The following is a 12167-nucleotide window of genomic DNA, read 5'->3' as shown; positions in this document are numbered from 1 at the left end:
TAGTCCGCGGTACCGTGTCCGAGCGGCCGAAGGTGCAACTCTCGAAAAGTTGTGTGGGTGAAAGCCCACCGTGGGTTCAAATCCCACCGGTACCGCCACGTGCAAGCCCCCGCGATCCCCGCCTTGATGAGGGACGCGGGGGTTTGCTTTCCCCCAAACCCACCTGACTGTCGTCTCCTGCGATGGACGAGCGGTACGCGTCCTCCACCATCCCGACGGTTACGAGTACCCCCGTCGCAGCAGCATCCCGGCGGCCTTGTCGAACTCCGCGTCGGGGGGAATGGCGAACTCGAGCGCGTTCGCATAGCGGGTGATGACGTTGAAAACGGCAGCAACAGCAGCAGCGTCACGGAGCTCATCGACAGTCAGCCCGTCCGTGAAGGCGGCCCGGGCGTCGTCGGCGGTGAGAAGGTTCGGTGTGAGGGTCATCTTTTCGATGAACGTCAGCGCGGCCCTGAACCGGGTCGAGATGGGAGCGGAGCGGTAGTCCAGAAGCACGGCTTCGGTGACGGCCCGATCGATGCCGCGGACGGCGACGGCGGAGTGGGCGCCCACGCAGAACGGGCACGCGTTCCAGCGTGCGACCGTCGCGGCCATCAGCTCCCGCTCGCTTATGGTCCACGGGCTGGGGCCCCGCATCGTCTTCTGCACCCACGCGCCGAGCGCCGGCCCGGCGAAGTCGTGGTGATAGAACGCGACACGTGCGGCATCCGGCAGCCTCATGCCGGAGACCCGGGAGATCATGCCGATGAGCATGCGGTGCCGGAGGGTGTCCCCGCGGTCGATCTCAGCGAGCCGCATCGTCTGCCTCGCTGATCGCCTGTTGCGCCGCGTCCCACCGATCCAAACCGGCTCCGATCGCGGCGGTGAGGACCACTTCGAATGCAGCTTTGTCGGAACCCGCGGACTGGCGGACTGCCTGTACTTGGCCATCGGTGACACGCGCAGAGTCCTCGGTAATCTGGCGAACCAGCGCCCCGTATGGCTCGGGAACGTCTGCACCTGCGGCAGCGGAGAGCACGGCCAGGCGCAAGTCCTGACCTGTCAGGGCTGCTGCGGCCGCACGGCTTCGAAGCTGTTCCGCGTAATGCTCATGGGATCCGAGATCCTCTTCGGACATGCAGCGACTCTACGCGCCCCACACGGCTGCGAGTGGGCCGGCCCCCTCAGACGCCGACCGCGCTGGACGTCCCGAGCACCGATCCGTCGGCCGCGAGTGCCTGCACGGCGTAGCGGTCGGAGGGCGGGACGAGGAGTGAGGTCTCGAAGCCGGAGTTCCTCACCGTTCCGACGGGATGCAGGGACCCGCCCCTGGTCAGCTCGCGCGCGCTCCGCGCCGGTTCGGCTCCTCGATCGGCGCCGCATCCACGAACGTGTGCGCGACAGTTGCGCCGTCGACGTCGAGCCACAGGTGCAGGCGGGCTGCGCGCCCGGGCGCGGGGAGCGCCAGGGTGACAGCGTCGGAGACCACGAACGGCACGACGGAGAGCTCCGCTCGCGCATCCGCCGCCTCACGGTCGGTGGGAGGGGCTTGCGAACCGGGCGCCGTCCACGCTGCGAGAAGGACCCCGGCGAGCGCGGACTCGCCGTGGTGCGAGGCGCGCACATCCAAGCGGAGGGGGCCGGCGGGGATCGCGATGTCCGCTCCGGCGCGCTGTGGGACGAGGTCGACGATCAGCACCGTCTCGGCGTTGATGTCCGCCGGGCTCAGCCCGCCCCAGTCCTTGGCTCGGCGCTCGGTGTCGAGCAGACCGGCCATCTCGTGCTCCACATCGGCGAGTTCGGTGTAGACGTAGCCGGCGAAGCGGTCGTGGCGGCGGATCTCCTGCGTCTGCCAGCGCACGTGCCAGGCGCGTTCGAGGCTGGTGAATCCGGCGCCGAACTCGCTGTTCAGGATGGGGACGCCGGTTCGAGGGAAGTCTTCAGAGCCGTAGAAGGACTTGTCGACCAGGAAGTCGGGGCCGAGCTTGACCTCGAACGAGTCCTTCTCGCCGGAGGCGAGTGCGGCGACGTTCGCCGCCCAGGTCGCCGGGTCCTCGTCGTAGTAGTGCCAGTCGACCAGGTCGGTGCGCACGTGCGCCCAACCCGAGTTCTCGACGATGGGGCGCGAATCGTCCAGGGCGTGCATCGTGTCGTACGCGTGCACTGCGGCGGCGGCGCGCTCGGGGCTGCCCGGGATGTCCCAGTCGAGGCCCCACTCCTCGTTGTACAGTCCCCACACGATGATGGAGGGATGGCTCCCGTCGCGGCGGACCATGTCGGGCAGCTGCTCCTCGAATGCGCGCGCCGACTCGGGGGTGAAACGGCTGGGGCAGGCGGGCTCCGCCCAGACGAGCATGCCCATCCGGTCGGCGTAGTGGAGCCAGCGCGGCTCCTCGAACTTGAGGTGCTTGCGGACGAGGGTGAAGCCGAGTTCCCTGGCCAGTTCCAGGTCGCGGGCGAGGGCGGCGTCATCCGGCGCGGTGAGTCCGGATTCGGCCCAGTAGCCCTGATCGAGCACGCCCCGGATGTACAGGCGACGCCCGTTGAGGAAGAGCTGCTCGCCCCTGGTCTCGATCCTCCGCAGCCCGGCCGTCGCGACGACACGGTCGGCGGACGCGCCCTCGCCGATGCGCAACTCGACCGCATAGAGGTGCGGGTCGGAAGGACTCCACAGGTGCGGCTCGTCGACGCTCAGGAATCCCTCGAACCGGCCGTCCGCGTCCGCCGGCAGCGTCGTCTCGCGGCCGTCGATCGTCGCCACGACGGAGACGTCGGCAGGAGCATCGCCAGTCACCGCATCCCCGGCCACCGTGCCGGAGATCGCGAATCCGGTCAGGGAGTCGCCCCGGAGCGACGCGGATGCGACGTACGTGCGACCGCGCGCCTCCAGCCAGACCGACTGCCAGATGCCGGAGGTCGGAGTGAAGGAGACGCCGTCGTAGTCGTCCCGGGGGATGGAGCGCTGCTTGCCGTGCGGGATCTCGCGCTTGTCGGCCGGCGCATCCACCTCGACGACCAGCTCCGACGCCCGTCCGGGCGAAACGGCATCGGTGACGTCGAACTCGAATGACGTGTAGCCGCCCGTGTGCGTGCCGACGAGCGCGCCGTCGACGACGACGCGGGTGGCATGGTGCACCGCGCCGAAGCTGAGGATGATCCGCCTGCCGTCCCATTCGGCCGGCACGGTGATCGTCCGCCGGTAGACCGCGCGCTCGAGCCAGGTCCTGCGCACACCGGACGCGGTCGTCTCCCAGGCGAAGGGGACGACGATCGTCGTCGGTTCGCCACCGGCCGGCTCGAATCCCCACTCGCCGTTGAGGGAGAGCCAGCGCTCGGATCGGTCGAAGTCGGGCCGCGGGTACTCGGGCTTCGGGAGGGGCATTGAGGGAGTGCCTTTCGTTGGTTCGGCGCGCATGCGATCAGCCTTTGACGCTGCCGGCGAGGATGCCGTTGATGAAGTGCTTCTGCAGCACGATGAAGAGGATGAGCAGGGGGATGAGGGCGACGGAGCTCGCCGCGAGCAGTTCACCGGTGACGGTCGCGTAGTCGGCGCCCACCTTGTTGCCCGAGATGTTCTGGGCCAGTGTGGACAGCACCACCTGGAGGGTCGCCATCTTGCTGGAGCTGGCGACGACGACCGGCCACACGAAGTCGTTGTAGATGTTCATGATCGTGAGGACGGCGAGTCCGGCGAGGCCCGGCCGGATCACCGGGACGACGATGCGCCAGAAGATCCCGAATTCACCGCAGCCGTCGACCCGGGCGGCGTCGAGGAGCTCGTCCGGTACGGCGGAGATGACCTGGCGCATCCAGAAGATCGCGAAGGCGTCGACCGATCCCGGGAGGATCAGGGCCTGGTAGGTGTTGACCCAGCCGAGCTCTTTCATCTCCAGCAGCAGCGGGATGATGAGCACGATGGTCGGGAGCATCAGCGTCACCAGCACGGTGCCGAAGATGAGGTTCTTGCCGCGGAAGTCGTACTTGGCGAAGGCGTACCCGGCGAGTGGTGCGCAGAACAGGGTGATCGCGCCTTTGACGACGAGGACGATGCCCGTGTTCAGAAATCCGGATGCGATCGGCACGTCCTGGAACATCCCGCGGAAGTTGTCGAGCGTGAACGTCGTCGGATCGAATCCCAGGGGGTCGCGGATGATGTCGCCGGCGGGCTTGAAGGCGGAGACGATCGCCCAGACGACGGGGGCGAGGAATGCGACCGTCAGGATCATCAGGAAGACGTTGGACCCGATGAGCGGCCGACGGTGGATGCGGCGCGGCTCGTGCGCGGTGCGAGCGGGCGCGTCGGCGGTTCTCTCTGTGGTGGTGGTCACGTTCAGTCCTTCGCCCGCAGGAGCCGTACGAACCCGAGCGACAGCGCCATGACGACGATGACGAGCAGGAACGAGTTGGCTGCGCCGGTCCCGAGATCGGCTCGGGTGATGTGGTTGTAGAGGAAGAGGCCTGCAGTCGTCGTGGAGCCGTACGGGCCGCCCTTGGTCACGACGAATGGCTCTGCGAACATTTGGAACACGGCCAGCGTCTGGAGGACGACGGCGAACATGATCGTGCGCCGCAGCAGCGGGACGGTGATGCTCCACACCTGCCGTACCCGGGTCGCGCCGTCGATCTCCGCGGCCTCGTAGATGTTCGAGTCGATCGACTGCAGCCCGGACAGCAGGATGATGATGATGAACCCGCTCGTCTTCCACAGGAAGAGCAGCGCGAGAGTCGGCTTCGCCCACTGGCTGGTCACCAGCCACCCGACATCCGGCAACCCGACGAGGTTCAGGACCCCGTTCACCGCCCCGTAGTTCTGATCGAACAGCACGATCCAGATCTGAGCCACCGCGACGAGCGGCGTCACGAACGGCACGATGAAGGCCACCCGGTAGAACCCGCGGAGGCGGAGCTTGGCATTGTCGAGCAGCACGGCCACGACGATGCAGACGACGAGTTGGATGGGGACGATCAGCAACCACAGGATGCCGGAGTTCGCCAGCGACGACCAGAAGGCGCTGCTTCCGAGAAGGTAGGCGTAGTTGCCGAGGCCGACCCATTCCGCCGCACCGGATCCGTGCCAGTTCGTGAAGCTCAGGCGCAACGTGAACAGGAGCGGATAGATGCTGAACGCGAGGAAGATGGCCACGAACGGCAGGACGAACAGGTAGGGCGCGAGCGCTCTGCGGATCGAATAGCCTCTGCTCCCCCTGGTCGCGCGGGGCGGCGCGGGCGGAGCTGCGGTGGTCGTGGTCACGGTCGTTCCTCGGTTCGGCGGTCGGGTCGGCCCGGCATGGCTACTGTCGGTCGATCAGGTTGGACTGGATGTCCTTCGACGATTGCTCGATGACCTGATCCGGCGTGAGTGAGCCATCCAGCATCTTCTGGATGTCGTTGCCGAGGTAGTCGACGGCGCCCGCCCACCAGGTCGGCAACGGCGCACCGCCCGGGATATCCTTGCCCGCTTCGATCGCGGTCGACCAGAGGTCCTGGTTGCCCATCGCTTCGATCGGCTTGAACAAGGGCTTGTCGGGGTTCGCTGCCGGCTCGTAGGCGGGGATCGAGGTGTTGAGGCCGCCGGGGTAGACGTCGTTGGGTCCGTAGACCGCGGTGTATCCGGCCTTGTCGTACATCAGGAACTTGTAGAACAGCCAGGCCAGCTGAGAGTTCTTGCCCTCCTTGGGGAGGACGAAGGACGAGCCTCCCATCGCGCCGCTTCGCGCGCCGCCGTCCTTCCACGCGGGCAGGGGCATAGCGCGCCAGTCGCCCTTGGTGGCGGTGAGCTGTTGCTGGGGCGCGAAGTCGAACCAGATCGACCACGGATAGAAGACCTCGTCTCCCGAGTCGAGCGCCCCGATGTCGCTGGGGCTCAGGTATTCGGCGCGCGTCCCGAGTCCCTGCTTCTGGACGTCGTCCAGCCAGCCCAGGATCTGCTTGTACGCGGGGGAGTCGAGCCGCAGTTTTCCGTCGGCGTCGGCGATGCTCGTTCCGAGCTGGCTCGTGTACATCTCCAGCTGCAGCTGGCCGAGGAAGGTGCTCTGCTCCAGATGGATGGGCTTCGATCCCGGCTTGTACTGCTGGTATTTCTTGCCGGCAGCGACCAGGTCGTCGTACGTCTTGATCGACGCCGGGTCGATCCCGGCCGCGCTCAACGCCTTCTGGTTGTAGAACAGGAGTCCCGGATCGAGGTCGAACGGCACTCCGTAGATGCCGCCCTTGACCGTGTTGACGTCGATCTTCTGCTTGGCGATGTCCTTCGTATAGGGCGCCAGCACATCCTTCAGGTTCCAGAGGTATTCGGAGTATCCGCCGACCTTCGCGTCGTCGAGGAAGACGCCGTCGGGCACGTCGGTGCCCGTGATCAGGGTGTTCTGCAGCTTGGCATCGATGTCGACGGCTTCGTGGTGGACGGTGATGCCGGGGTAGACCTTGTTGAAGTCGGCGATCGCGGCGTCGAAGACCTTGAAGAGGTCGCCGGAGCGGTCCCAGATCGTGATCTCTCCCTTGGGCGACTTCTCGGTGGGTGCGGTGAGCTCCGTGCTGGATGCGCTGGGGTCGCCCGAGCCGATGTCGGGTCCGCAGCCGGACAGGCCGACCGCGATCAGGCCGGCTGCGCCGAGGGCGATGAACCGCGTGATCGCGGTCTTTCGCCCTTTCGGGGTTGTGAGCTTCATGACACTCCTTTGTGCGGTCGCCCGAAGGGGGATCGGACGGGTTCCGGGTTGTCGGCGGTCCGGGTCTTGGTCACTGCAGGCCCGTGTTTGCCAACGTATGCAAAACGGTACAGGATGTTTGCAACGGTTGCAAACGGTAGAGTGAGGGCTCTGCGAGGGCAGGAGGGGCAGGATGCCGGCAACACTTCGGGACGTCGCCGAGCGCGCACGCGTCTCGGTGCGGACGGTCTCCAACGTGGTGAGCGGCTACGAGCACGTGAGCGCCAAGATGCGGGAGCGCGTCCAGCAGGCCATCGACGAGCTCGGCTACCGCCCCAATCCGGTCGCGCGAACCCTCCGCACGGGGCGGACCGGCCTCCTCGCCCTCGTCGTGCCGGAGATCGACGTCCCGTACTTCAGCGAACTCGCCCGAGACGTCATCACGGCGGCGGCGGACGTGGGCTACCAGGTGATGATCGACCAGACGGGCCACGACCACGATCGCGAGCAGGACCTGCTCCGCGGCACCGACCGCAACATGCTGTTCGACGGGATGCTGTTCGCGCCGCTCGCCACGGAGTCCGAGCTGAGCGAGGTCAACGCGTCCCGCAGCATGCCACTGGTGCTCCTCGGCGAGCACACGTTCGATGGCCGCTTCGATCACGTCGCCATCGACAACGTGCAGGCGGCCGTCGACGCGACCGAGCACCTGATCGCCATCGGCCGCACCCGGATCGCGGCAATCGGGACGCAGCCCAAGGAGCACTACGCGACTCCCCAGCAGCGGACGGAGGGCTACACGAGGGCGCTCGAGCGTGCCGGGCTCGGTCTCGACACGTCGCTGGTCCGTTCGGCCGACCACTACAGTCGCGCCGATGGGTACTCCGCCGCGTCGTCGTTGCTGTCCGAGTCGCCTCGGCCGGATGCGATCTTCTGCTACTCCGATCTGCTCGCGATGGGTGCAGCCCGAGCAGTGTTCGATGCGGGCCTGCAGGTGCCCGACGACGTGGCGATCATCGGCATCGACGACATCGAAGAGGGACGTTACGCACGGCCGTCTCTCAGCACCGTCTCCCTCGACACGCCCTTCATCGCCGAGCAGGCGATCGCACGCATCGCGGCCAGGATCGACGACCCGGCCCTGCCGGCGCAGGAGATCGTCGCCCCCCACCTGCTGCTGCCGCGGGAGAGCACCGGGGTGTCCGACGCCGGTCGGGATCCCGCCGTCGCACACGCAGACGAGTTAGCGACGCCCTGAACGCGTCCTGCCGGGCTGCGGCCCTGCAAACGGGACGACGGTCGGATCGGGCCGTGCGGCATCGAGAACCGTCCGGATGCCGACATCGAAGCTCAGCTCGAAGCGACTGATGTCGGCTCGGCTCACCCCGTTGCGGGTGGCGACCGTGCGCCATCCGGTCATCACCTCGGCGGTGCGAGCCAGATCCGCGCCGATCTCGTCGCCTGTCATGCGGCACGCGCGTCCCAACTCGCGCAAACCCTCCGTTTCGTCCTCCGCTGTCTCTGCGCCGGCGATCGAGGTCTGCCTGGCGTCGAGGGAGGGATTCGGGTTGATGTCGAAGGTGGGGGAGAGGTTCCATCCGCCGCGGCTGCGGAGAAAGCCGTGATTGCGCAGGTGGTCGTCGGTGTTGTTCAGGCCCACACTGACCGCGACGCGGAGGAACAGCTGCCGGGCGTCGTCCTTCGGGCGAGCGCTGATCTCCTCCATGCTTTCGGCGATGTCGAGGTAATCGGCGCCTTCGCCGTCGTGGTGCTGCAGGAGGGTCATTGCGCTGATGTACCCGACGCGGCCGGGTGCGGTCCTGTCCGACCCCATCGTGCGGTCGAAGCGGTCCAGCAGGAGGATGTGCGAATCTTCGACACGCACCAGCCGGTGTGGGGGAGTAGTGACGCCGGCCGCCGCGGCGAGCTCCTGGGCGGTGGCTTCCCAAGCCATGACATCCCAGTCGTCCTCGTGGTGCGGGAATTTCGCGATCAGCTGCTTGCCGTCATCGCCCAGCACGGCCGCTTTCGGCCGAGCACCGCCGAGGGAGCCGGTTCCCGCGTCGAGGAGCGCTTTCACCGCTTCGAAGTCGTCGCCGCTTCGTGCGGCGGCGTCGGCGGCGTGCAGAAGCTCGGGCAGCCGGACCAGTCTCGGAACGGTATGGCCGGGATCCAGGAAACCGACGCCATCGTTCGGCCGGAATCGGAGAGCCCCCTGGCGGGTGATGTCACCGACGCCGGTCAAGAAGTCGACATCGTCGAGCTGCTGAGGGCGTCGTGCCTCCTCGCGGGCGAGGGCGCGCTCGCGCTTCGTGATGAGGTTGCGCCCCCAGCGGTCGGGTGCCGAGTCGGCGAACGCGCCGGGGAGCCCCTGCACGTACTGAGTACCGGTGACCAGTTGCAGCGCGGGATCGATGGCGTAGCCAGCGGGGTTCGCCAGGTAGCTCTGGTCGTACTGGAAAGTGGTGGAGGTGAGCGCACCGCGCCCGCGGTGGAACTGGGCGTTGCCCACGAGCACTGTCGTGCCGGCGAGCTCGAGGTGCACTTGGAGTCCGTCGTAGTGAGTCATCGCACGCGCTGCCGGGAGAGCAAGGAGGCGCGGGCGCGGCCGATGTCGGTGGTCAGGGGATCCAGCGCGCCCGCGAGGGTGTCGAGGATGCCGAGAGCGCGGGCGACCTTGAGGACGACGTGGAACCCGACAGTGGGGTCCCCGTGCTCGAGCTTCCTCAGCGTGTCACGTGTCACGTCGGCGCGCTCGGCGACCTGCTGGGCAGAGAGCCCGAGGACCTTCCGCCACCCGGCGAAGTCCTCTCCGATCTCGCGCGCTGCACGAAGTACCTTCGCTGGTTGTGTATCGATCACCGTCGCCTCCTCTGCTGGTTAATGACGAGTATACTCGCCAATAACGCGGTTAAGGCTGGATCTACTCGCCATTAAGGGGAAGGCCGGTCATGCAGGACGTGCCCCGGCACGGCACGACCGCGAGTCTCGACCTTCCCGTCGTCGATCAGCCGTTGCAGAGCTTCGCCCACGGCTCGGAGGCTGCTGTAGCGCGGTTCGTAGCCGAGGATGCGGCGGCTCTTCTCGATGCTGATCGACGGGCTCCGCGAGATGTGCTCCCACGTCGCCGCGGCATGGTCCTGCCCCGCGGACTCGGCGAACCGGTCGAACGGCTCGAATCGGAGGACCGGCTGCTCGCCGAACCAGCCGGCCGCCGCGGCGGCGAACCCCCGGAGGGTGAGCGCGCGGTCCGAGACGAGGTGGAAGCCGTGCCCCACCGCCCCAGGATTCGTCAGTGCCAGCTCGAATCCCTGGGCGACGTCGTCGGCATGGACGTGGTGGACGGTTTCGAGACCGAAGTTCGGCAGCACGACCTCCTCACCGCCGGCGAGCCGCCGCCAGACGTCGAGGTCGAGGTTCCCTGCCGGGTTGATCATGTTCCAGCCGGGGCCGGTGATATGACCGGGATGCAGGACGACGCTGGCCACACCGCCCGGTGTCTGCGACTCGGCCAGCAGGAGTTTTTCGATCGCGTCCTTGTTCACGCCGTACTCCCCGAAGGGTTCCCGCGCGTCCTCCTCCGCCAGAGGAACCGCTGTGCCCGGGCCGTGGATCCAGATCGTGCCGCAGCTGAGCAGCAGGCTCACCCGCCCACGCAGCCCGTCGACCAGCTTCTGGGCCGAGTCGACCGTGAAGCAGACCATGTCGATCACGGCGTCGACGTCCAGGTCGGCGATGGCGGGCGCGAAGGTCCCGTCGGCGTCGCCGGCCTCGCGGTCCAGCTGGCCCCTCTGCACGGCCTCCCACGCCGGGTCCGGATGGTACGGCTGGCTCAGGCCGCGCGTCACCGCGACGACCTCGTGGCCCGCCCGAACCAGTCGGGGGACGAGATAGCTGCCGACGTGCCCGGTGGCACCGATCACTGCTACGCGCATGGCATCCACACTCTCATGGTCGCGGGCCCGCGGTTCGCGCGGCGGTGGTACGGGGTCAAGGCGAACTCGAACGCGGCGGTCTCGTCCACATCTTCCGCCTCCGGGTCGTAGGGCCAGTCGGTCGGCTCGAAGCGCGCCATCCGCCCGGTCACCACGGTCCTGCCGTCGGCGACGCGCGGGGCGACAGCGGGGTCGACCCGCAGTTCGTTGACGCCGGCCCCATCCGGAAGATCGACGGATTCGACGCACAGCACCAGCGGGCCGGCCTCGACGGCCACGCTGCCCTGCACCGCGTCGACCCGCGGATCGGGATACGTGAAGCGCGGGGCGGGGTCGAGTCGCAGCTCCACCACGTCGCCGACAGCGAACCGGCGCCTCACCCGGGCCATCCCGGGAGCGACGGTCTCAGGCTCACTATCGCCCACCACGAGCAGGCCGCCGGATCGCGCCCAACCGGGGACCCGGATCGCCAGCTCCCACTCGTCCGCGACCGTCTCGGCCACGGTGACGCGCACGGTCCCCTCGTCGGGGTAGCGGGTCTCGATCGCCACGCTGACGTGGCCCGCGGCCAGCTCGGCCTTCACCTCGCCGCTGACGAACTGGTGCAGTTGCAGGCCGTCGGCGGACGACGTGGCGACGTAGGCGCCGAGAGACGCGAAGGTGCGCGCGACATTGGTCGGGCAGCACGACACGTCGAACCACGGTGCCCGCAGGCTCGATGCGGCGCGCGGACTCTGCTCATCGGGAGAGGGCGTGGAGCCGGGCACCCGCTGGTGGAGCGTGTTCGTGTAGAAGAACGACGTTCCCTCCTCGCCCGGCGAGCCGGCGACCACGTTGTACAACGTTCGCTCGATCGCGTCGGCGTAGCGCGATTCGCCGGTGGCCAGCAGCAGCCGGAAATTGACCATGACCGACCCGACGCCAGCGCAGGTTTCCGAGTAGGCGCGGTCCGGCGGGAGCTCGTAGTCCAGGCCGAACGACTCGCCTTCGTGGTGCGCGCCCATTCCGCCGGTCAGGTAGGTGCGTCGTCCGATGGTGTTCGCCATCTGCGTGCGGAGCGCGCTCAGCAGCTCGTCGTCCCCGGTCTCGACGGCGACATCGACGCCGCCCGCGGCCAGGTAGAGCGCGCGCACGGCGTGGCCGCTCATGACGTCCGTCTCGCGCAGCGGGGTCTCGTCCTGGAAGTACTGCCGGCCGAACTCGATGTCGGCCAGCGTGCGGTGACCGCGCCGTTCGATGAACAGTCGCGCTTGCTCCAGATATTTGCGGTCGCCCGTGTACCGCGCGAACTCGGCGAGCGCGACCTCGATCTCCGGATGCCCGCACACCCCCTGGATGCCGTCGGCGCCGAAGGTCTCGCAGACGTGATCGGCCGCGCGCCGGGCGATGACTGTTCGCCGCCATCGACGGCGAGACGCAGTCGGGTGTGGAGTCCCTGCCGTGCCGCCTGGTGATCCGCGCGTCCACTGCGCTCGAGGTGTGACGCGCTTCGGTGCGACGGGAGCCCCGCCCCGGGTGGACCGCGTCATATTCCGTCACGGCGGCTAGCTCGCCGGGCCTGGAGGCTCTAGCGTCCCCGCAACGGGCCACGCCCGGCCATGAC

At 68.1% G+C, this 12167-nt stretch carries 11 protein-coding genes and 1 tRNA gene; 2 read left to right on the top strand and 10 right to left on the bottom strand.

Annotation, left to right across the window (positions count from 1 at the left end):
- Positions 1–8 precede the first annotated feature (8 nt).
- Positions 9–98 (top strand) — tRNA-Ser (locus SB754_RS13130).
- Positions 99–219: 121 nt separating this feature from the next.
- Here the strand turns inward: SB754_RS13130 and SB754_RS13125 are convergent.
- The 6 genes from SB754_RS13125 to SB754_RS13100 form a co-directional block, all read right to left on the bottom strand.
- A complete protein-coding gene (locus SB754_RS13125; RefSeq protein ID WP_410782747.1) occupies positions 220–801 on the bottom strand; it encodes a carboxymuconolactone decarboxylase family protein in 582 nt (193 codons plus the stop codon).
- Complete coding sequence (locus SB754_RS13120) at positions 788–1120, bottom strand: hypothetical protein (protein ID WP_410782746.1); 333 nt, start codon at positions 1118–1120, stop codon at positions 788–790. The genes SB754_RS13125 and SB754_RS13120 overlap by 14 nt, the downstream gene beginning before the upstream one ends.
- A gap of 195 nt (positions 1121–1315) precedes the next feature.
- Positions 1316–3364, bottom strand: a complete 2049-nt coding sequence (locus SB754_RS13115) for a glycoside hydrolase family 2 protein (protein WP_410782745.1) — start codon at positions 3362–3364, stop codon at positions 1316–1318.
- Between the two features lie 37 nt (positions 3365–3401).
- On the bottom strand, positions 3402–4310 hold the full coding sequence (locus tag SB754_RS13110; RefSeq protein WP_410782744.1) for a carbohydrate ABC transporter permease: 909 nt from the start codon (positions 4308–4310) through the stop codon (positions 3402–3404).
- Between the two features lie 2 nt (positions 4311–4312).
- Positions 4313–5233: a carbohydrate ABC transporter permease gene (locus SB754_RS13105; protein ID WP_410782743.1), complete on the bottom strand. Its 921-nt coding sequence runs from the start codon at positions 5231–5233 to the stop codon at positions 4313–4315.
- Positions 5234–5273: 40 nt separating this feature from the next.
- On the bottom strand, positions 5274–6650 hold the full coding sequence (locus tag SB754_RS13100) for an ABC transporter substrate-binding protein (protein WP_410782742.1): 1377 nt from the start codon (positions 6648–6650) through the stop codon (positions 5274–5276).
- Between the two features lie 172 nt (positions 6651–6822).
- On the opposite strand from SB754_RS13100, the gene SB754_RS13095 reads away from it, so the two are divergent.
- Entirely contained in the window at positions 6823–7887 is a 1065-nt protein-coding gene (locus tag SB754_RS13095) for a LacI family DNA-binding transcriptional regulator (RefSeq protein WP_410782741.1), read from the top strand.
- On the opposite strand, the gene SB754_RS13090 is transcribed toward SB754_RS13095, so the two are convergent.
- The 4 genes from SB754_RS13090 to SB754_RS13075 all read right to left on the bottom strand — a co-directional run bounded on the left by SB754_RS13090 (position 7873) and on the right by SB754_RS13075 (position 12093).
- A complete protein-coding gene (locus SB754_RS13090; protein ID WP_410782740.1) occupies positions 7873–9198 on the bottom strand; it encodes a type II toxin-antitoxin system HipA family toxin in 1326 nt (441 codons plus the stop codon). The genes SB754_RS13095 and SB754_RS13090 overlap by 15 nt on opposite strands.
- Positions 9195–9491, bottom strand: a complete 297-nt coding sequence (locus SB754_RS13085; RefSeq protein ID WP_410782739.1) for a helix-turn-helix domain-containing protein — start codon at positions 9489–9491, stop codon at positions 9195–9197. Before SB754_RS13085 ends, SB754_RS13090 begins: the two co-directional genes overlap by 4 nt.
- Before the next feature lie 71 nt (positions 9492–9562).
- Positions 9563–10564 carry an NAD-dependent epimerase/dehydratase family protein gene (locus SB754_RS13080; protein ID WP_410782738.1) on the bottom strand — a complete coding sequence of 334 codons (1002 nt, stop codon included), beginning with the start codon at positions 10562–10564 and terminating at the stop codon, positions 9563–9565.
- Positions 10555–12093 carry a glycoside hydrolase family 127 protein gene (locus SB754_RS13075; RefSeq protein ID WP_410782737.1) on the bottom strand — a complete coding sequence of 513 codons (1539 nt, stop codon included), beginning with the start codon at positions 12091–12093 and terminating at the stop codon, positions 10555–10557. Before SB754_RS13075 ends, SB754_RS13080 begins: the two co-directional genes overlap by 10 nt.
- Positions 12094–12167: the final 74 nt, after the last annotated feature.

Origin of the sequence: Leifsonia sp. SIMBA_070, assembly GCF_046534635.1 — a bacterium.
In the GTDB taxonomy this organism is placed as follows: Bacteria; Actinomycetota; Actinomycetes; order Actinomycetales; family Microbacteriaceae; genus Leifsonia.
Note: the sequence above shows the minus strand (reverse complement) of the source record. Positions and strands in the feature narration are given on the sequence as shown.

Bases quoted from the DNA above. Each gene is read 5' to 3' on its own strand.
- SB754_RS13125 (WP_410782747.1), bottom strand. From the start codon at position 801: ATGCGGCTCGCTGAGATCGACCGCGGGGACACCCTCCGGCACCGCATG.
- SB754_RS13120 (WP_410782746.1), bottom strand. From the start codon at position 1,120: ATGTCCGAAGAGGATCTCGGATCCCATGAGCATTACGCGGAACAGCTT.
- SB754_RS13115 (WP_410782745.1), bottom strand. From the start codon at position 3,364: ATGCCCCTCCCGAAGCCCGAGTACCCGCGGCCCGACTTCGACCGATCC.
- SB754_RS13100 (WP_410782742.1), bottom strand. From the start codon at position 6,650: ATGAAGCTCACAACCCCGAAAGGGCGAAAGACCGCGATCACGCGGTTC.
- SB754_RS13095 (WP_410782741.1), top strand. From the start codon at position 6,823: ATGCCGGCAACACTTCGGGACGTCGCCGAGCGCGCACGCGTCTCGGTG.
- SB754_RS13090 (WP_410782740.1), bottom strand. From the start codon at position 9,198: ATGACTCACTACGACGGACTCCAAGTGCACCTCGAGCTCGCCGGCACG.
- SB754_RS13080 (WP_410782738.1), bottom strand. From the start codon at position 10,564: ATGCGCGTAGCAGTGATCGGTGCCACCGGGCACGTCGGCAGCTATCTC.
- SB754_RS13075 (WP_410782737.1), bottom strand. From the start codon at position 12,093: ATGACGCGGTCCACCCGGGGCGGGGCTCCCGTCGCACCGAAGCGCGTC.